The 20,674-nt window shown below is 64.6% G+C and carries 16 protein-coding genes; 13 read left to right on the top strand and 3 right to left on the bottom strand.

Annotated features, from left to right (window positions below; genetic code table 11):
* Positions 1-107: 107 nt before the first annotated feature.
* Positions 108-3,785 (top strand): CRTAC1 family protein, encoded by a 3,678-nt coding sequence (locus OTER_RS02470; RefSeq protein WP_012373318.1) that lies wholly within the window; start codon positions 108-110, stop codon positions 3,783-3,785.
* 79 nt (positions 3,786-3,864) lie between these two features.
* The gene (locus tag OTER_RS02465; RefSeq protein WP_012373317.1) at positions 3,865-4,797 is read left to right on the top strand and encodes a transposase; all 933 of its coding nucleotides are present in this window, start codon (positions 3,865-3,867) and stop codon (positions 4,795-4,797) included.
* Here the strand turns inward: OTER_RS02465 and OTER_RS02460 are convergent.
* The 3 genes from OTER_RS02460 to OTER_RS23535 form a co-directional block, all read right to left on the bottom strand.
* Positions 4,787-6,244, bottom strand: a complete 1,458-nt coding sequence (locus tag OTER_RS02460; protein WP_012373316.1) for a tetratricopeptide repeat protein — start codon at positions 6,242-6,244, stop codon at positions 4,787-4,789. The genes OTER_RS02465 and OTER_RS02460 overlap by 11 nt on opposite strands.
* Positions 6,241-7,557 (bottom strand): FG-GAP repeat domain-containing protein, encoded by a 1,317-nt coding sequence (locus tag OTER_RS02455; protein WP_012373315.1) that lies wholly within the window; start codon positions 7,555-7,557, stop codon positions 6,241-6,243. The genes OTER_RS02460 and OTER_RS02455 overlap by 4 nt, the downstream gene beginning before the upstream one ends.
* A gap of 151 nt (positions 7,558-7,708) precedes the next feature.
* A complete protein-coding gene (locus OTER_RS23535) occupies positions 7,709-9,001 on the bottom strand; it encodes an acetylxylan esterase (protein WP_012373314.1) in 1,293 nt (430 codons plus the stop codon).
* 310 nt (positions 9,002-9,311) lie between these two features.
* Here OTER_RS23535 and nuoB point away from each other — a divergent pair, with 310 nt between their 5' ends.
* From nuoB to OTER_RS02390, 11 genes are all read left to right on the top strand, one after another.
* Positions 9,312-9,827: an NADH-quinone oxidoreductase subunit NuoB gene (nuoB, locus tag OTER_RS02440; RefSeq protein WP_012373313.1), complete on the top strand. Its 516-nt coding sequence runs from the start codon at positions 9,312-9,314 to the stop codon at positions 9,825-9,827.
* Positions 9,828-9,851: 24 nt separating this feature from the next.
* Positions 9,852-10,481 (top strand): NADH-quinone oxidoreductase subunit C, encoded by a 630-nt coding sequence (locus OTER_RS02435; RefSeq protein WP_012373312.1) that lies wholly within the window; start codon positions 9,852-9,854, stop codon positions 10,479-10,481.
* A 12-nt stretch (positions 10,482-10,493) separates the two neighbouring features.
* Positions 10,494-11,774: an NADH dehydrogenase (quinone) subunit D gene (gene nuoD / locus OTER_RS02430; protein WP_012373311.1), complete on the top strand. Its 1,281-nt coding sequence runs from the start codon at positions 10,494-10,496 to the stop codon at positions 11,772-11,774.
* A gap of 106 nt (positions 11,775-11,880) precedes the next feature.
* Positions 11,881-12,369: an NADH-quinone oxidoreductase subunit NuoE family protein gene (locus OTER_RS02425; protein ID WP_012373310.1), complete on the top strand. Its 489-nt coding sequence runs from the start codon at positions 11,881-11,883 to the stop codon at positions 12,367-12,369.
* A gap of 112 nt (positions 12,370-12,481) precedes the next feature.
* Positions 12,482-13,840 (top strand): NADH-quinone oxidoreductase subunit NuoF, encoded by a 1,359-nt coding sequence (nuoF, locus tag OTER_RS02420; RefSeq protein ID WP_012373309.1) that lies wholly within the window; start codon positions 12,482-12,484, stop codon positions 13,838-13,840.
* A 117-nt stretch (positions 13,841-13,957) separates the two neighbouring features.
* Positions 13,958-15,844, top strand: coding sequence for an NADH-quinone oxidoreductase subunit G (locus OTER_RS02415; RefSeq protein WP_012373308.1), 1,887 nt, complete (start codon positions 13,958-13,960; stop codon positions 15,842-15,844).
* 108 nt (positions 15,845-15,952) lie between these two features.
* Complete coding sequence (locus OTER_RS02410) at positions 15,953-17,197, top strand: complex I subunit 1/NuoH family protein (RefSeq protein WP_012373307.1); 1,245 nt, start codon at positions 15,953-15,955, stop codon at positions 17,195-17,197.
* A 10-nt stretch (positions 17,198-17,207) separates the two neighbouring features.
* Positions 17,208-17,750, top strand: coding sequence for a NuoI/complex I 23 kDa subunit family protein (locus tag OTER_RS02405; protein WP_012373306.1), 543 nt, complete (start codon positions 17,208-17,210; stop codon positions 17,748-17,750).
* Positions 17,751-17,754: 4 nt separating this feature from the next.
* Positions 17,755-18,264, top strand: a complete 510-nt coding sequence (locus OTER_RS02400; protein ID WP_012373305.1) for an NADH-quinone oxidoreductase subunit J family protein — start codon at positions 17,755-17,757, stop codon at positions 18,262-18,264.
* The gene (gene nuoK / locus OTER_RS02395; RefSeq protein WP_012373304.1) at positions 18,261-18,569 is read left to right on the top strand and encodes an NADH-quinone oxidoreductase subunit NuoK; all 309 of its coding nucleotides are present in this window, start codon (positions 18,261-18,263) and stop codon (positions 18,567-18,569) included. Before OTER_RS02400 ends, nuoK begins: the two co-directional genes overlap by 4 nt.
* A gap of 163 nt (positions 18,570-18,732) precedes the next feature.
* Positions 18,733-20,601 (top strand): NADH-quinone oxidoreductase subunit 5 family protein, encoded by a 1,869-nt coding sequence (locus tag OTER_RS02390; protein ID WP_012373303.1) that lies wholly within the window; start codon positions 18,733-18,735, stop codon positions 20,599-20,601.
* Positions 20,602-20,674: the final 73 nt, after the last annotated feature.

Here is a 20,674-nt window from a genome sequence, read left to right as displayed (position 1 = left end):
CAGTTTACCCGCGACAGCTGCCAGGCGATCCGTGCTTTCGCTGGCGCGCCAATCGAAGGAGAAGCGCGTTGAGGGCGCGCTCTACCCGAGGCGGCATTGCGCTTTCAGTGTTGTTGAGTGCGGCCGCGGCGTTCGTCGGCGGATCGTTTGCCCATGCCGAAGCTGCACCCGAGATCACTGCGGTGCCGCTTGCGCCACGCTCGCAGCCGGGCGGACGAACGTTGTTCACCACGCTCGCGCCGGAGCAAACCGGCGTCGTGGCGGAAAACCGTTACGCGGATCCGCGGATGTGGGGCGAACTGTATCAGGAACTCACGTTTGGTGCGATGGGCACCGGCGTGGCGATTGGCGACTACGACAACGACGGCCGGCCCGATTTGTTCATCGTGAGCAAAGCCGACGCGTCGCGGCTATTTCGCAATCTTGGCGACTGGAAGTTCGAGGACGTGACGGAGAAGGCGGGACTTGCGGGCGGCGGCGGGGTGCTCGATGAAGGTCTGGCCTGGGCAAAGCGGCTCGTCGGCAGCGACAGTGCGGGCGCGAATCCGTGGACGCAGGGCGCGACGTTTGCCGACGTGAACAACGACGGCCGGCTCGATCTGTATCTCTGCCGGTTCGCGGCGCCCAATCTGCTCTACATCAATCAGGGCGACGGCACGTTCAAGGAAGAGGCGGCGGCGCGCGGGCTGGCGGTCACGGATGCGAGCGGCATGGGGGCGTTCTGCGATTACGACCGCGATGGCTGGCTCGACGTCTACGTGCAGACGAACATGCTCAGCGCGACCGCGCATCCGAACGGCCAGCGCGACTACCTGTTCCACAACAAGGGTAATGGCACCTTCGAGAACGTGACGGAGCGCGCCGGGATTCGCGGCGAGAGCTCGGGCCACTCGGCTACATGGTGGGACTACGATCAGGACGGCTGGCCCGATCTTTACGTGGCGAACGACTACGGCGTGCCTGATTCGCTCTACCACAACAACGGCGATCCCGCGGCCGCGGGATTTACCAACCGGCTCGGCGACGTCGTGCCGCACACGCCGTATTACGCGATGGGCGCGGACTTCGGCGACGTCGATAACGATGGATTGTTCGACTTCTTCGTCGCCGACATGGCCGGTTCGACCCACGAAAAGGATCACCGCGGGATGGCGAGCTCGCGCACGCTGATCAAGGACAACAACGAAAACGTCACCGCCACGCCGCAGTATCTGCGCAACGCGCTTTATCTGAACACCGGGCTTGGACGGATGCGCGAGGCGGTGTTTCTCGCGGGATTTCCGGCGACGGACTGGACCTGGTCGCCGCGGCTCGAGGACCTCGACAACGACGGCCGGCTCGACCTGCACGTCACCAACGGCATGGTCCGCGAGTATCACAACGTCGATCTGCTCGAGCGCACGATGGCGGCGGAGAACGTGAACGAATCACGGCGAATCATCCGCGCCAGCCCGGTGCTCGCGGAAGCAAATCGCGCCTACCGGAACCTGGGCGAGGTCGCGTTTGAGAACGTCGGCGTGGCGTGGGGGCTGGACCACAAAGGCGTGAGTTTCGGCTCCGCTTTTGGCGATCTCGATGGAGACGGGGATCTCGATCCGGTGTTCGGCAACTACCAGAGCAGTGCGACCGTGGCGCGGAACGACTCGACCACGGGCCATCGCGTGGTGATTGCGCTGCGCGGCACCCGCTCGAATCGATTTGGCGTCGGGGCCAACGTGCGGCTCGAGACCGACGCGGGCGTGCAGGTCCGGGAGCTTGTGCTCGCACGCGGCTATCTCTCGAGCAGCGAACCGGTCGTTCACTTCGGATTGGGCGACGCGGCACGCATTCGTCGGCTCATGGTCGCGTGGCCGAGCGGGGCGACGCAGGTGTTTGAGGATCTGCCGGTGGATCAGCGGTTCACGATCACCGAGCCGGGCGCTGGTGTAGTCGTAGGGCCGGCGCTTGCCGCCGGCCGCGAACAACGAGCAAGGCTTCCGGCTGCCGGCGAGCGGCCGCCCTACGGATTTAGCGAGGTTTCAGCCGCAGCGGGCCTCGCGGTTCGCTCACGTGAGGAACCCGTCGACGAACGCGAATCACAGCCGTTGATCCCGACGCGTTTCAATCGGCGTGGGCCCGCGCTCGTGGTCGCGGATCTCGACGGTGACGCACAGGACGACGTGCTGCTCGGCGGCACGACGCTCGACCCGGCGCGGGTCATGGCGCGCACGACAGCCCAACGCTACACGCTGCCGCAGCCGCTCGCGGCAAAAGCGGGCGCGGCCGACGATGGCCCGGTCCTGGCATTTGATGTGGACGGCGATGGCGACAGCGACGTGCTGCTCACGCGAGCGGGCAACAACCTGCCGGCGGGCGCGGCCGGTTATCAGCCGACGCTGCTACTCAACGATGGGCAGGCGCGGTTTGCTGCCGCCGATCCCGCGGCTTTGCCAGCGCTGCCGATCAGTGCGGGTGCGGCGGCGGCGGCCGATTTCGATCGGGACGGACGGCTCGATGTGTTTATCGGCGGGCGGGTGATTCCCGGTCACTATCCGCTCGCGCCGCAGAGCGCACTGCTCGCGAACCACAGCACGGGCGGCGAAGTTCGGTTCGAAAACGTGACTGACGCGCTCGCGCCCGGACTGCGCGAAATCGGGATGGTCAGCTCCGCGCTGTGGAGCGACGTGGACGGCGACGGGTGGATCGACCTGCTTGTCGCGCTGGAGTGGGGCGGGGTTCGGTTTTGGCGGAACGACCAAGGTCGGCGTTTTGAGGACCGCTCGGTTGAGGCAGGTTTTGCGGCGGCGGGGACAGGCTGGTGGACCTCGCTCGCGGCGGCGGATTTCAACGGCGATGGGCGGCTCGACTACGCTGCGGGCAACGTGGGGCTGAACACGCAATACCAGGCGAGCCTGCAGCAGCCGGCGCTGATTTTCTTCGGCCGGTTTGCCGACCGTGCGGAACCGCAGCTGGTAGAGGCGTATTACGAAGGCGACCGGCTGTATCCGCGTCGTGTGCGCAAGGAACTCGGCGCGCAAACCCCGACGCTGCTGCGACGGATCCCAAAGCAGGATCTCTATGCGCGCGCGACGCTCGACCAAATCCTCGGCGAGGACCGGCTCGCGACGGCGCAGCGGTTCGCCGCGACAGAGCTGCGCAGTGGAGTGTTCCTCAGCCAGCCGGACGGTCGATTCGTGTTCTCGCCGCTGCCGCGACTCGCGCAGATCGCGCCGCTGCAGGGCATGGCGGCAGGGGATTTCGATGGGGACGGCAAGGCTGATCTCTACGGGGTGCAGAACTCCTATGCGCCGGTGCCGTTGGTCGGGCATTTCGACGGCGGCGTGAGCCAGCTGTTGCGCGGCGACGGCCGCGGCGGATTCACGCTCGTGCCGCCGGCGGAGAGCCGGCTGCTCGTTCCTGGCGACGCGAAGGCGCTGGTGACGCTCGACCTGAACGAGGACGGCTGGCCGGATTTTCTCATCTCGCGCAATAACGACACCGCCCTCGCGTTTCGGAATCCGGGCGTCGTAGGCCGCAAGTCGCTGCGGGTCGCGCTGCGCGGTGCCGCGGGTAATCCGGATGCAATCGGCGCGCGGGTTGTGCTCGAGCTGGCGGATGGCTCCAACCAGACGACCGAGATTCAGGCGGGCGCCGGCTACTCCTCACAATCGAGCGCCGCGTGTTTCTTTGGCTATCCTGCAACGAATCCGCCGCGCCGCATCCATATCCGCTGGCCGTCCGGCCGCACGACCGAGCACGCTGTGCGTGACGTGAGTGCGACGCTCACCATCGAAGCCCCACGCTAGCGCGGAATGGGGAGCGCGGAATGGGGTCAGGCCGCTAGTCGTTAATTGACAGCTCCCACATCATCAGCGTAATGGCGGCATGGCGAGGCGATTGCGAGTCCAGTACGAAGGTGCGATCTACCACGTTATCAACCGCGGCAACTACCGACGAGATGTGTTTGAGACACCCGCAACGGCGCAGTCGTTCGAGGCGACGCTGGCGGAGGCGTGTGAGCAGTACCGGTGGCGCTTGCACGCATTCGCAATCATGCGCAACCACTACCACCTCGCCCTTGAGACGCCGGAAGCGAATCTCGTGGAGGGAATGCACTGGCTGCAGACGACTTTCGCGACGCGGTTCAATCGTTTCCGTTCAGAACGCGGGCATCTTTTCCAAGGTCGATACCAAGCTTTGCTCGTCGAAGATGCCGCGTCGCTGGCTCGAGTCGTGGACTACATTCACCTCAATCCGGTACGAGCGGGAATTGTCGCTGCGGGGCAGGTTGCGGCATTTCGTTGGAGCAGTTTGGCGCGTTTCCTGAAGCCCGCACGGCCCGCGTGGTTGGTCGCGCGCGACTGGCTGGCCGCGAACGGATACGAGGAAACTCCCGAGCACTGGCGGGACTACGTTCGTCATTTGGTCGATCTGGCGGGCGATCGCATCGCGCAGGAGCGGATGGGATTCACCGAAATGTCTCGCGGCTGGGCGATTGGCTCTTTGGCCTGGCGCCGCGCAGTAGCAAAGGACTTCGCTCATCTGGCACTGGCGCCCGGGCTTCCGCGTGACGAACTGCGTGAAATGCAAACGGCGCGTTGGCAGCAGGGGTTGAGCGATGCCCTGGCTAACGTGGGTAAGACGGCGGATGATGTGGAACGTGACGCCAAGAGCGCCCCTTGGAAGGTGGCAATCGCTCGCCGATTGAGACGCGAACGAGGAGCTCCCACCTCTTGGATCGCCGAGCAACTCAAGATGGGCAGCGCCAGCTCTGTCCGGGTCTATCTGGCGACCCGCCGAGATCGACTTAACGATTAGCGGCCTGACCCCTTGATGGAAAATCGTGGCCGAATTGCTGGCGATAGAGGTCCCGCAGGTGCTGGCGCTGCTCGGGCTTCACGCGGGGCTGATTCTCCACGCGGGTCATCCATTGCTGCGCCTCTGCCTCGTCGCGGAGCTGGATCGCGCGAAACGCCAGCACGCTGAGCGCCATCGGGTCCGCCGGCTCGGCCACCAGAGCGGCTCGGATTTGCTCGACGCCTTCCTCCTCCCGCCCCGCGGCGATGAGCGTGTTGCCAAGCTCCATATAGGGCTCGGGCTCGTTCGGCCGCAGCCGGATGGAAATCATGTACTCGTTGATCGCCTCGTCTGTCCGACCGGCCTGCCGGAGATTGCGCGCGCGCATCAAGTGTAGCGCCGGCGACTGGGGGCAGTTCTGCAGACCGGTCGCGAGCGTGCGCTCGGCCGCGGACATTTCACCGAGCTGTGCCTGCAGCGCGCTCAATCGCGCCCAGCCGTCAGAAAACTCCGGCGCGAGCCGCGTGCACGTCTCCAGCGCTTCGCGGCCAGCCGAGAAATTGCCCATCTCGACGTGCAGGTTGCCGAGCTGAAACCGCGAGGAAATATCCGCCGGCGCGAGCTCCACCGCCCGCTCGAGCAACTGCAGCGCCTTGTCCTGGCCGCCGCTGCGCGCGAGCACGCCCGCCGTGAGCGAGAGCCGGTAGGGATCGTAGCACTCCGCCATCAGCTCGTCGACCCACGGGTCCGGCGGATCGCGATACGTGCCGAAGGCTTTCGCGGCGCCGCGAATCGACTCGGCGCGCTCGTGCTGTCCGAGCTTTTCATAAACGCTGACGATCAAATCATAACCCAGTTCGAAATTCGTCTGCGCGACGAGCGCTTCGAGTTTTTCCCGCGCCTGCTCCCAACGGCTAGCGTCATAGTCGATCCGGGCAAGGCCCAGCAGCGCATAGCGATCATCCGGCCGGATCTTCCGCACCTCGGCATATTCCGCGGCGGCTTTCGTCGGCCGGTCGGCCTTGAGCTCGCAGTCGGCGATGCGCAGTCGCGCGGGGATGTAATCGGGGGCGAGCGCCTCGACCCGCCGCCAGAGCGTCAGCGCGCGGTCGACCTCCCCATAGCCGGCGACGATCGTCGCGTGCAAATGCGGCCAGCGCGGTTCGTTGGGCTCGAGCTGCTCGAGTCCGTCGTAGCAGCGCATTGCTTCCTCGAGGAAACCATTCGCGTGATAGAGCCGGCTCAGTTCCGCCAGACCCGTGCGCGCGCTGAACCGGGAGGTGGCTCGCGCGTCGGCCGACGCGATGCGTTCGCGGAGCGGATCGAGAACGTTGGTGAGATCGGGCAACGCGGGCAGTGCCGTGGCGACGACCGCCTGCTCCGCGCCCGCGCGCACCCACCACCAGCCACCGACGCCGAGCCCCGCCAGCAGCAGGACGGCGAACACGATCCAGAGTTTTGTTTTCATCGGGTGGGCTGCGGCTGCTTCCGCCACAGGACAATGCGACCCATCGAATCGTAGGGCGGATAAATGTAGAACCCGCCGGTCACGAGCGACACCTGGCCGTTGCCGTCGAAATCGCCCGCGGCGAGTGTGATCAGATCCTTCGGCTCCTTCGCCAGGATGCGCGGCTCGAAGTTCATCCGGCCGTCGTTGCGGAACCAGACAAGCGAAACGACGCTGCGATTCGTGTTGTTCCAATCGGCGTAGGCCGACGACGCCACGATATCCATGGCGCCATCACCGTCGACGTCGGCGACGATCGGGCTGTACGCGCCCTGGTAGTTGGCGATCCGGTGAAAGCGGAAGTTGCCGTCGCCCTTGTTCTCGAACCACTGCACGCCGTGCCACGGCCGCGGCCCAGGCGTGGCGGCGGGGCCGAAGCCGTCGCCGTTCGTGTAAACGAGATCGGGCCGGCCGTCGCGATTCAGATCCGCCGACGTGAGTCCGCTGCTGCCGTAGTCCTCGTTGGTCGAGCCCCACATGCGCTTCGTGCTGAAACCGCCGCGGCCGTCGCCCTCGAAATAGTAGATCTCCTCCCACTGCTGCGAGATGAGCGCCACGATATCGAGGTGGCCGTCCGCATTGTAGTCGTCGACGCAGACATTGATCGCGCCGGAGAGATCGAGCAGCACGTGTCGCTGGAACTCCCACGGACCGGTGCGCTCGAGCCAGCTGATTTCGCCCTGATCGTAGCCGAACTGCCCGAGCACGAGGTCCATTTTCCCGTCGCGGTTGAGGTCGGCGGCGCGGGCGTCGACCACGCGCGCGGTGTGCTCGAGCACGGCATGCGGCGTGAAATTCTGCCGGCCATCGTTTTCCAGCACGAACACGGTGCCGATCCGGTCGTTGTCGGGGAAAACCACGCCCATGCTCGAGACGATCACATCGAGATCGCCGTCGCCGTCCATGTCCGCGCTTTCGACGTGCACCGGCGCGCTCATGTCCGAGGCGAGGAGTTTTTCGGTGAACACGCCGCGCGGCGACTGCCGGATCCACAACACCTGGTTTTCCTGCGATTCGCAGAAGATCACGTCGAGCAGTCCGTCGCGATCGAGGTCGACCGTATTGACATGGCCGATCCACGGTGGCCGGCCGATCGCGGCGCCGATCGGCTGCGGCAGGAAAGCGTTCAGGTCTGTCACCGGGCGTGGCGCAGCGGCCGAGCGGGCATCACTCGCGCGCGGCGCGGCGGGCCGGCCGCAGCCGCCGACGCACAGCACGACCGCGAGCAGCCCGGCAACCACGACCGAAGGGGAGGGCCGATGCGCCAGACTCATGGCGGTGAGTCTCCGCGGCTCGGCCCGAACTTGCACGAAAAAACCCTTTGACGAACGGCTTTCCGACAGGTTGCGACCGGGTTGCCCAGCTTGCTGCGGCTAGCGGAAAACGCGTTGCCGGCAACGCGCTCCACCCTGACCGCCGCGCAGCTCAAGGCTCCTGGCCTTTGACCAGCGCGTCCATCCATGCCTTCGAGCGATCGTAGTAGGCGCGCTGCTGCTCCGGCGTCGATTGGTGGTTGTGCGCGGCCTCGACGAGCGGCACGACTTCCTTGGGCCCGGCGATCAAATTGAAGGCGGTCCAGATGCCGGCGGGCGGACACACGCGATCGAGAAAACCCAGGGAGACGAGGCTGCGCGCCTTGATGTGCGGGGCGAAGTTGACCGTGTCGAAATAACGCGCGGTTTCCATCACCTTCGGGTTGGTGCGGTCCCAGTTCGGATAACCTTCGGAGCGGCCGTGCAGCGCCGCGTTCGCATCGGCGCCGGCGGGCACGTGTACGATCACGTGCGTGATTTGGGGATGCAGGCCGGCGACCGCGAGGCTTTGCTGTCCTCCCATGCTGGTGCCGGTGACGAGGAGAGTGCGACCGTCCCAATCCGGGCGACCGGCGAGGTAATCGACGGCGCGATAGGCGCCGAGATACATCCGGAGAAAATAGTTCCGATCGCGGCTGTCGTTGTAGATCGTGTTGTAGCTTTTGATCATCGCCGGCAGCGCGTCGTAAAACTCCTTGGGCATGTCGCCGGGGACGTCGTGCGGCTCGATGTTCAACGCCAGCCAGCCTTCGGCGGCGTGATCGACCACCCAGGGCTTTTGCAGCGGATAAGGTCCGCCGGCCCACTGGAGCATCAGCAGGGCGGGAAACTTCCCTTCGCGCGCAGGCTTCGCCAGCTGCCCGTAGACGTGCGAGCCGTCGATGTTGTTCATCCGAATCGTCGCGTACTCGACGCCGTCGCGGCCGCTCTCGCCGTTTTTCAGCGCGGGTTCGACCGGGATCCGGTGCAACACCTGGATCATCCACGTCCAGAACGCATCGAAATCCGCCGGACGCGCCACCACCGGCTGCAACTGCGTCGGCGCGACCGCGGCGCCCGCGATGGCGCGATCGGCTTCGCCCGCGGCCGAGGTGACTTCGGCGAAAAGCATCGCGGGCTCGTTCAACGTGACCGCGATCTCGACCGGACCGCCGCTTGGGTCGAGCGGGCCCGAGGCGAGTGTCGTCGTGTCGTTTTTCTTAATCGTGTAGTTGTAGCCGCCGGTCGGGAGCGTGGCGTCCGCCGGCATTGTCACGGTCCAGCCCGCCTTCTCGCCGAGGTCGTAAATACCGGACGCCTTGAGCGGCTGCAGCACTGCCGGGGCGGCGTGACTGGCGGTGAGCAGTACCAGCAGCGCGAGACTGGTGGCGCAGAGCAGGCGGGCGGAGCCAAGGAATCGTTTCATAAGGGCAACAAGCGAGTTTAATGAGAAAGTGGCGTTTCGCTCTCCGCCGGAGTGAGCCGACCGCGGGCAGCGCGGTGGATTGACGGACAGCATGGGCGGCGGTTGCGAACGCTACAAACTGCAGCGTGGCTCTCGTTTGGGAACGGTGACCAGCTGGCACCTCGCAGCGAAGACACGGGCGGCCAGGAATCGGTGCCGGCAGGCGCCACCCTGATGCACGCAGCAGATCAACTTTTTCCAAAACCGTCTTGCGCGACAGAACCGGGCGGCCAACCCTGAGCAGGATTTTTGTCCGGGATCCACCACACACATGGTCTCCTCCAACACCGATCTCACCTACAGCAGCGCCATCGAAGGCGGCATCGTCGTTTCCAAAGCCGATGCGGTGATCAACTGGATCCGGACGAATTCAATGTGGCCGATGCCCATGGGACTGGCCTGCTGCGCGATCGAGCTGATGCAGGTCGGCAACGGCCGGTTCGACATTGCGCGATTCGGGGCCGAGGTCATGCGCTTCTCGCCGCGGCAATCCGACTGCATGATCGTGGCGGGCAGCGTCACGTACAAGATGGCGCCGCAGATCCGCCGCATCTACGACCAGATGATGTCGCCAAAATGGGTGATCGCGATGGGCGCCTGCGCCAGCTCCGGCGGGATGTACCGCAGCTACGCGCACATGCAGGGCGTCGACCGGATCCTGCCGGTGGACGTTTACATCAGCGGTTGCCCGCCGCGCCCGGAAGGGATTCTCGACGCGCTGATGAAATTGCAGGCCAAGATCCGCACAGAACGCGCGGGTCAAAACCTCTTCAAAGCCACCGTCTAGCCGCTGCTCCGGATTCTCTTTCGCATGACCGCGACCATTGCTGCCGCCGCGCTGAAGCAAAAGTTCCCCGCTGTGACCGACCGTGCGAGCGCGGATCACCCGGCCGTGAACGTGGCGGTGACCGAACTGGTCGCGGCGCTGAAAACGCTGCGCGACGAGCACGGTTACGACGTGTTGATGGACGTCACCGCGATCGACTGGTCCGAGACCAGCTCGCCCCGGTTCACCGTCGTCTATCACGTCTACTCGACGACGCATCACGACTATGTGCGCGTGGCGGCGGACTGCGCCGACGATGTTGCTCCCGTGGCGCCGAGCATCGTGAGCCTCTGGCCGGCGGCCAACTGGCACGAGCGCGAATGCTACGACATGTTCGGGATCAAGTTCGAGGGGCATCCCGATCTGCGCCGCATCCTGATGTGGGAGGGGTATCCCGGCTGGCCCTTGCGCAAGGAGTTCCCCTTGGCGGGCGTGGAGACGGCGTTGCCTGATCCGGAGATCTCCGCAGTGACCGGGACGCCGGTGATTCAGGCGCCGATGATGGGTGGACCGTTCGTCGCCCAAGTGGGGCAGATCAATCTCACCGAAGCCGAGCCACGAGCGAAGGACGAGTCGTGGAACGAGAAGAAGCCGAAACTGGGACAGAAATCCTGATCGCCGCGAACGATGGCCACTGAATTTACCGTTCCCGACAGCGCCGCACGCATCGCCACCGCCCAGCAGGCCGGCGGCGGCACGCCGGTGCGTTCCGGCCCGCCCGACGAGGGCGGCGAGTTCAGCGGCGACCGCATGTCGCTGTCGATGGGCCCGTCGCATCCGTCGACGCACGGCGTGCTGCGGATCCAGATGGAGCTCGAGGGCGAGATCCTGACGAAGGCGGATCCGATTATCGGTTACCTGCATCGTGGCGACGAGAAGATCGCCGAGAACATGACTTACAACCAGTTCGTGCCGTACACGGACCGGTTGGACTACCTCGCGCCGCTGGCCAACAACATGGCTTACGTTATCGCCGTCGAGAAGCTCGCGGGCCTCACAGTGCCGCCGCGCTGCCAGGCGATCCGCGTGATCACGGCGGAGCTGGCGCGTATCTCGTCGCACCTGATGGGCCTCGGCGCATTCGGCCTCGATGTCGGAGCTTGGACCGTGCTGGTGTTGTCGCTCAACCAACGCGAGTTTCTCTACAATCTCTTCGAGGATCTAACGGGCGCGCGCTTCACGACCAGCTACACGCGCATCGGTGGCGTCACGCGCGACGTGCCGCCGGGCTGGCTGGAGAACGTGGGCACCTTCTGCGACAAGTTCCTGCCGGCGTTGGAAGAGATTCTCTCGCTGCTCACGCGCAACAAGATCTTCCTCGATCGCACCGTCGGCGTCGGCGTGATCTCGAAGGAGGACGCGATCGCCTACGGCATCACCGGCCCGAACGCGCGCGGCAGCGGCATCGCGACGGATCTCCGCAAGGACCGGCCCTACTCGGGCTACGAGCAGTATGAGTTCGACGTGCCGGTCGGCACGAAAGGCGACTGCTACGACCGTTATCTGGTCCGCGGCGAGGAGATGCGGCAGTCGGTGCGGATCATCCGGCAGGTGATCAAGAATTTCCCCGGCGGCGACTGGTATGCGACGGAGGCGAAGAAGGTTTTCCTGCCGCCGAAGGGCAAGGTGCTGAGCTCGATGGAGGAGCTGATCCAGCAGTTCATGCTGGTCACGGAAGGGCCCCAGATGCCGGCGGGCGAGGTCTACTTCGAAGCGGAGAATCCGAAGGGGATCCTTGGTTTCTACATCGTCAGCAAAGGTGGTGGCGTGCCTTACCGCCTGAAAATCCGCTCGCCCTCGTTCTGCAACCTGTCGCTGGTCCCGAAGCTCTGTCAGGGCGTGCTCATCTCGGACGTGGTCGCGATCCTCGGCTCGCTCGACTTCGTCATGGGCGAATGCGACCGATGATCAATGGTCTCCCGCGAATGAACGCCAACTTTCCCACCCAATCCCGATCGGAATTCGCGACCCTTCGCGTGATTCGCGGGCAGTGGCTTGGGACTATCTCCGTTCGATGAATCTCAAGCCGGAAACTCTCCAGAAAATCGACGAGGTAATCACGCATTACCCGACGAAACGGAGCGCCACGCTGCCGCTGCTGCACCTCATCCAAGAGGACATCGGCTACATTCCCGCGGAAGCGCACGAGTGGATCGCGGCGAAGCTCGAGATTCAGCCGATCAACGTTTACGAGGTCGTGACGTTTTACCCGATGTTCCGGCAGAAGCCGATCGGCCGCCGCCACGTGAAGGTGTGCCGCACGCTCTCGTGCGCGCTGCGCGGCGGCTACAAGGTCTGCGAGCAGTTTGAGAAAGAATTCAACACCAAGACCGGCGAGATCTCGCCCGACGGCGAGGTGACGGTCGAGTTCGTCGAGTGTCTCGCCAGCTGCGGCACCGCGCCCGTTGTGATGATCGACGACGATCTCCACGAGAACGTCGACGCCGCGAAGGCCAAGCAGCTCGCCGAGCAAATCAAAGCCGAAGCCGCGAAGCGGCGGTGATCCCAATCCTTTCTCCCGCGAATCACGCCAATCCCCGCGAATCCACACAACCGCCGACTACTCTTCTCATTAGCACCTATTCGCGTGATTAGCGGGTAATAACCTTTCGTCCATGCCAGTTCCCGAACAACGCCGCATCATCTTTCGTCACATCGACGAACCCGGCTACACCAACGACATCGCCTGCTATCTGCGCAACGGCGGTTACGAGGTGATGAAGCGCGCGTTCACGCGCCCGCCGCAGGAGCTGATCGATGAGGTGAAGAAGTCCGGGCTGCGCGGTCGCGGTGGCGCCGGTTTCCCGTGTGGTGTGAAGTGGGGGCTGGTCGACCGCAAGAGCGGCAAGCCGATCTATCTCATCGTCAACGCGGACGAGTCGGAGCCGGGCACGTTCAAGGATCGCTACATCATTCATCAGGATCCGCACCAGCTGATCGAGGGCACGATGATCTCGTGCTTCGCGAACAACGTTCAGCAGGCCTACATCTACATCCGCGGCGAGTTCCCGCACGGCGCGCGGATCCTCGAGCGCGCGATCCAGGAGGCGCGCGAGCACAATTTCGTCGGCAAAAACATCCTCGGCACGGCCTACTCGTGCGAGATCTATGTGCACCGGGGCGCCGGCGCCTACATCTGCGGCGAAGAGACCGGGCTGATCGAATCGCTCGAAGGCAAACGCGCGTACCCGCGGATCAAGCCGCCGTTCTTCCCGGCGGTGCTCGGCGTTTACCAGTGCCCGACGATCGTCAACAACGTTGAGACGCTCTGCCACGTGAAGTATATCGCCGAGGTGGGCGGCGAGGCGTTTGCGAAGATCGGCACGCCGAACAACACCGGCACGCGGATCTTCTGCGTGAGCGGACACGTGCAGCGACCGGGCTACTACGAGTTCGAGACCGGCAAGGTCACGCTCGGCCAACTGCTGAACGACGTCTGCGGCGGTCCATTGCCCGGCCGCAAATTCAAGGCCGTGATCCCCGGCGGCTCGTCGGCGAAGATCATGCGCTTCGGCGAACGCTACAAAGGCAAGCGGAAGGCGGGCACGGAAATGGTCGACTACGACTGGGGCGTCGAGGACGTGCCGATGGACTTCGACTCGCTCGCGATGATCGGCACCATGGGCGGCTCCGGCGGCGTGATCGTGATGGACGACTCGGTGAATATGGTCGAGGCGCTCGCGAACATCAACGCGTTCTACTCCCACGAGAGTTGCGGCCAGTGCACGCCATGCCGCGAAGGCTCGCTCTGGATGAAACGGATCACGACGCGCATGGTGCACGCCAACGCCCGCGAAGAAGACGCCGCGTTGCTGAAGAGTGTCGCCGATCAGATTCCCGGCCGGACGATCTGTGCGTTCGGCGAGGCGTGCTCGTGGCCGACGCAGAGCTTCGTTCAGAAATTCGGCGACGAATTCAAAGCTTACTACGAAACCAAGAAGACGCGTCCCGCCGACGCGCTGCCCCTGGTCTGACTCAATCATTTTGGCCCGCGAATCACGCGAATGCACACGAATCAGAAACTGACTCTCGATCTTTTGGATAATTCGCGAGCTTTCGCGTGATTCGCGGGCAACCCTTTTCCTTTTGCAATGATCGCTCCGCCCAAACCCGACCTCGTCACCGTCAACATCGACGGCAAGGAGATCGCCGTGCCGAAAGGCACGAACGTAATCGAGGCCGCGCGACTCGTGGGCGTGGATGTGCCCCACTACTGCTACCACCCGAAGCTCTCGATCGTCGGCAATTGCCGGATGTGTCTCGTCGAGATGGGCATGCCGGCAGTGGATCCCGCGACCAAGGCGCCGGTCATCGACCCGGCCACCGGCAAGCAGAAGATCAATTGGATCCCGCGCCCGCAGATCGGCTGCGGCACGAACGCCTCGCCCGGTCTCCACATCCGCACGACGTCGGAACTCGTGAAGAACTGCCGCGAGGGCGTGATGGAGTTCCTGCTGATCAATCATCCGCTCGATTGCCCGATCTGCGATCAGGCCGGCGAGTGCAAGCTGCAGGAACAGGCCACCGGCTACGGCCGCGGCTACTCGCGTTTCATCGAGCCGAAAAACGTCAAGCCGAAGCGCACGCAGCTCGGCCCGCGCGTGACGCTCGATGACGAGCGCTGCATCCTCTGCTCGCGCTGCATCCGGTTCTGCAAGGAGATCGTGAAGGACGACGTGCTCGGCTTCATCGACCGCGGCAGCTATTCGACGCTGACGTGTTTCCCCGGCAAGCCGCTCGCGAACAACTACTCGCTCTGTACCGTGGATATCTGCCCGGTCGGCGCGCTCACTTCGACGGATTTTCGGTTCAAGATGCGCGTCTGGTTCCTGAAGCAGACGAACAGCATCGACACCGAGTCGTCGGCCGGCGCGAACACGATCGTCTGGTCGCGCGAGGGCGTGATCTATCGGATCACTCCGCGGCGCAACGACGAGGTGAACGACGACTGGATGGCCGACAGCGGTCGCGTGCTCTACAAGCAGGTGAATTCGCCCGACCGGCTGCTGGCGCCGAAGGTCAACGGCGCGGACGCCGCCGCGGACGCCGCCTTCGCCGCCGCGGCCGAAATCCTCCGTTCTGTAGGGCCGGCGCTTGCCGCCGGCCGCGAGCCTCACCAGCCCATCGCCTTCGTCGTTTCCGGCCGCAGCTCGGTCGAGGAGCAATTCCTCGCGAAAAAGCTCGTGGCGGCGCTGGGCGCGTCGGTGCACCTCGTCAGCTACGTGGGGCAGGGAGACGGAATCCTCGTTTCCGCGGATCGCACGCCCAACCTCCGCGGCGCGCTGGTGACGGGGCTCGTGTCCAAACTCCATCATGGAGCCGCGACGCCCTCGTCGCGGCCTGCTGGGAGCGCGGCCGTCCCGGCCGCTCCGGTCGAAACTGCGGGCGAACTGCCCGCGCTCCCGGGCGCTCATCCCGGACCGGCGGTCGTGACCGGCTTGCATGCGCTCGGCACCGACATCGATGCCGACAAGGTGAAGACGGTGGTCTCGCTCGGCGAGGATCTGCTCGCCGCTGGTTTGACTGCGGCGCAGCTCGCGAAAGTCGCCGTCGTTTACCTCGGCACGCACGCGAATCCGACCACCGCGGCGGCGCGCGTCGTGTTGCCGACGCGTACCGTGTTCGAGAAGAACGGTACCTTCATCAATCAGCAGTTCCGGATCCAGAAGTTCGCGAAGGCGGTTCCCGGTCCGGCCGGCGCGACCGATGATCTGACAGCGCTCGCGCAGTTGCTCGCGATAGTCCAGGCCGGTCCAGCGTTGCCGACCGACATCAACGCGCTCTGGAAGCATATCGCCGCCGAGGTGCCGGCGCTCGACACGATGAGCTTTGGCAATATTCCATGGGGCGGCCTGCTGCTCGACGGCAGCGCGTGGGCGGACCAGCCGTTCGTCGAAGGCGAATCACTCCACTACAAGGGCCCGTCGCGCGCCGCGAACCCCGAGGCCAGCAAGCCTTCGACACCGTCGAACTCATGAACGCGCTTCAGCTGTCCATCGACGTGGTAGGGACGGACCGCCGGGCCGTCTGGTTCGTCGTTGCTGGCGCGCCCAGCGGTCGCGCCCTACCTATTTCTGTTACCTCCCGTGATCGCTGACTTCTATTTCAACCTCCACCCGCTCATCCAGGGTCTGCTCAAGGGCCTGGCGGTGATCCTCGTGATCTTCCCGATCGCGGGCATCTGCTCGATGGCGGAGCGCAAGGTCGCGGCGTGGGTGCAGGATCGTCCGGGGCCGAACCGCGCCATCGTGCCGTGGATCGGGTGGATTCCGTTCCTCGGCCGGTTCCTGCAGCGGCTCGGCCTGTTTCACGTCATGGCCGACGGCGGCAAGATGCTCTTCAAGGAAGACTCCACGCCGGGACACGTAAACAAGTTCTACTTCATCGCGGCGCCGATCCTCGCGATGATCCCTGCGCTGACGACCGTGACCGTCGTGCCGTTCGGCGCCTACCTGGACGAGGCGGGGCGGTTGATCGCACTCGGACTCGCGCCGGTCGACATCGGCATCCTCGGCGTGTTTGCGGTCGCCTCGCTCAGCGTCTACTCGCTGATCCTCGCCGGCTGGGCCTCGAATTCGAAGTATCCGTTCCTCGGGAGCATTCGCGCCTCGGCGCAGCTGATCTCCTACGAGCTTTCGATGACGCTCGCCGTGCTGCCGGTTTTCCTCTGGATCAACACGCCCGGCGCGGAGGCGACGATGGGCTTCACGCGTGCGGTCGAGATGCAGAGCGGCACGTTCCCGCAGCTCAACGGACTCTGGTTCGGCTTCTACATGCCGGTGTCCGCGTTCATCTTCCTCGTCGCGCTGTTTGCCGAAACGAATCGCCAGCCGTTCGACACGATCGAGTCGGAGGCGGACCTTGTCGGCAGTTTCCACACCGAATACGGCGCGTTCAAGTGGGGCCTGTTCTTTGTCGCGGAGTATTCGCACATGATCGTGGGTTCCGCGGTGTTCATGCTGCTCTTCGGCGGCGGTTGGAATCCGCTGCCCTGGCTCCCGCTCACCACGCTGGCCGAGTGGCTGAACCTCACCAGCCACCCCTTCCTGCTCGGCGTGTTGTCGATCGTCATCTTCCTCGCGAAGGTCCTCGCGATGATCTTCTTCTTCATGTGGGTCCGCTGGACGCTGCCGCGGTTCCGCTACGACCAGGTGATGCAGATCGGCTGGCGCAAGCTTCTCCCGCTCTCCATCGCCAATCTCATTTTCTACGCGGCGGTCATCGCCGCGAAGGACCTGCAGCTGGGGCTGCCCGCCTACGCGGTGATCGCCGTGGCCACGCTCGGGTTCCTGGCCTTCATGTTCCGGCCGCAGAAAGCTGCGACAATCTAACTCCTTCCCAATGCCCGTCGTCCCCGTCGAACGTAAGCCGCTCACTCTCGCCGAGCGCACCTACATCCCGCAAATCCTCGGCGGGCTGAAGACCACGTTCCGCCATCTCGTCCGCAAGAAGCAGACGATGGAGTATCCGGAGCAGCGGCCGGCAATCCCGCCCGGCTATCGCGGCGTGCCCACGCTGGTGAAGGATCCGAACGGCCGCGAGAAATGCGTCTCCTGCCAGTTGTGCGAATTCGTCTGCCCGCCGAAGGCGATCCGGATCTGGCCGGGCGAGATTGCCGCCGATGCGCCGACCGCGCACGTCGAGCGCGCGCCACGCGAGTTCGAGATCGACATGCTCCGCTGCATCTACTGCGGCATGTGCCAGGAGGTTTGTCCCGAGGAGGCGATTTTCCTGCAGCAGCAGTACACGATGACCGGCTACACCCGCGCCGAAATGGTCAACAACAAGCAGCGGCTCTACGAGCTCGGCGGCACGCTGCCCGACCAGCATTTCAAATGGGACAAGAAGAAGGCCGCCGAGCTGCACAACAAGGCGCACCACTGAGATCATGGCCTCGTTCCTCTTCAACGTCTTCGTCCTGCTCGCGGTGATTGCCGCGCTCGGCGCCGTGCTCAATCGCAACACGGTCAACGCCGCGATGTGCTTCATGCTTTCGTTGATCGGCGTGACGGGCCTCTTCGTGATGCTCGAGGCCTACCTGCTCGCGTTCGTGCTGCTGCTGGTCTATGCGGGGGCAGTCGCCGCGCTGTTCCTCTTTATCGTGATGCTGCTCGACACCCACACGACTAAGGTTCGCCCGCGCCGGCCGCTCGGCATGTTCGCGACGCTGGTCTCCGTCGCGCTGCTCGCGGTCGGCGTGCTCACACTTTATCAGGCGCCCGGCCTTGCCGCCGCGCCGGTACCAACCGCCGTCGGCGCTTCGCTCAAGGTCTACGCGTACGAGCTGTTCACCACCTACCTGCTGCCGGTGCAGATCGTCGGTTTCCTCCTGCTCATCGCGATGCTCGGCGTGATCGTGCTCAGCAAGAAGTTCGACACCACGGAGGGAGCGAAATGATCCCGGCCACGCTCAACACCTACCTCGTGCTCAGTGCCGTGCTGTTCGCGATCGGCTTCATCGGTGTGCTCTTCCGCCGCAATACGCTGATCCTGTTCATGGGACTCGAGCTGATGCTCGTCGCGTCGACGCTCGGCTTCGTCGCATTCTCCCGGTTCAACGGGACCGGCGGCGGCAACGTGTTTGTGTTCTTCATCCTGACCGTCGCCGCGGCGGAGGTCGCCGTCGGTCTCGCCATCATCGTTGCGCTCTTCCGCAAGCGCCAGACGGTCGAGGTCGACGAACTCAACAGCCTGAAAAACTGAGGCGATTTCTGTCACAGAGACCACAGAGCCCAGACACAGAGATCACAGAGAAATACAACATGACACCGGGTATTAGCAGCGTTCCGACATCCGCCGACCAGCGACTCTCTGTGGTCTCTCGGCTGCGCTCTGTGCGCTCTGGGGCCCTGCCCGATTTCTGTTCATGACGCCGACCCAGCTCGCTTTGCTCGTCCTGCTTCTGCCGCTCGCCTCGGCGGCGGTGATCGCGTTGTTCCTCCGTCGGGCCGGTGAGATCGCGGCCGTGGTTTCTGTGCTCGCGGCCGCGGGGATCGCCACCGGCGCGTTGATCCTCGCCTTCGGCAATCACCGTTTCGAAGCGACCGCCGAGTGGCTGCGGCTGGGCGACTTCTCGTTCCCGCTTGGGTTCAAGTTCGATGATCTCGCCGCGCTGATGCTCTTCGTCGTCGGCGTCGTGGGTTTCTTCATCCACGTCTTTTCGTTCGGTTACATGCGCGAGGACACCGCCAAGGCGCGCTACTTCGGCGGACTCTCGATCTTCATGTTCTCGATGATCGGCATCACCGTCGCCGACAATCTGTTCATGATGTTCGTTTTTTGGGAGCTGGTCGGCTTCAGCTCCTGGCTGCTGATCGGCCACTGGCACGAGCGTCCGTCCGCCAGCGCCGCCGCCAAAAAAGCTTTCATCGTCAATCGCGTGGGCGACTTTGGTTTCCTGCTCGGTATCGCGATGTGTTACTGGGTTCACGGCACGGTGACTCTCAGCGAACTCGACGGCGTGCAGCCGGTCGGCGCGCTGCTGCCGCTGCTGCTGTTCTGCGGCGCCGTCGGCAAGTCCGCGCAGATGCCACTGCAGGTCTGGCTGCCCGACGCGATGGAGGGCCCGACGCCGGTCTCCGCCTTGATCCACGCGGCCACGATGGTCGCCGCCGGCATCTACATGCTGTGCCGGATCAACGTGCTGATGGTGCCCGAGGCGCTCACCGTGATCATGTGGGTCGGCACCGCCACTGCGCTCTACGCCGCGCTCTGCGCCATCGTGCAGAGCGACATCAAAAAGGTCCTCGCTTACTCCACGCTCTCCCAACTCGGCTACATGGTGGCGGCGTTCGGACTCGGTTCGCTCGCGGAGCGACACGAGATGGGCGGCGCCGTGCACGAGATCGTGATCGCCGCCGGCGTGGGCGCGGCGATGTTCCACCTCGTCACGCACGCCTTTTTCAAGGCACTGCTCTTCCTCGGCTCTGGCTCGGTCATCCACGGCTGTCACCACGAACAGGACATTTTCAAGATGGGCGGACTGGTGAAGCGGATGCCGGTCACGTTCGCCACCTTCACGATCGGCGTGCTCGCGATCATTGGCATGCCGGGACTCGCCGGCTTTTTCTCGAAGGACGCGATCCTGCTCCTCGCGTACCAAAAGAATGCCGCCGTCTTCGTGGTGCTCGCATTCACCGCGATCCTCACCGCGTGCTATATGGTGCGCGTGTGGAAGATCACCTTCTTCGGCGCGCCACGCAGCGAACACGCGGAGCATGCACACGAAAGCGGCAGCGTGTTGACGATGCCGCTGATCGTTCTCGCCGCGCTCGCGATCCTGGGCGGCTACATCGGCCTCTATCCCGACGTGTTCACCGGCGTGCTCGATCTTGTGCCCGAGGCGCACGGCAGCACGCATACCACGATCCTGCTGACGAGCCTGGCGGTGATGGTGATCGGCGCGGGAGCCGGCTACGCCTTCTATCGGCCGGGGGCCGAGGACGCCCTCGCGGTGAAGTCGCCCGGTGCGTTCACCTCGCTGGTTGGACTGCGCAATTCGTTCGACGCCGCCTACGATTACTACGTGGCGAAAGTGCAGCAGCGGTTCGCGATGCTGCTGAACTTCCTCGAGCAGATCTTCCTCGCCGGCCTGATCATCCGCGGACTCGCCGGCGTGGTCGGACTTTTCGGGCTCGGCGCGCGCGCCGTGCACGTCGGCAAGCTGAACGCTTACGTGTATTGGTTCCTCGGCGGCGTCGCCGTCCTCTGGCTGTTCGCGAAGGGAGTGCTGTGATGAGCTTCGATGTCGAACCTTTTCTACAGAAGGCAACGAAGGGAACGAAGGTCTCCTCGTTTGCCGGCGATAC

It is taken from the genome of Opitutus terrae PB90-1, from assembly GCF_000019965.1.
Taxonomy (GTDB): Bacteria; Verrucomicrobiota; Verrucomicrobiia; order Opitutales; family Opitutaceae; genus Opitutus; species Opitutus terrae.
The sequence above is the reverse complement of the archived record's forward strand: the minus strand, read 5'-3'. Positions and strand labels throughout refer to the sequence as shown.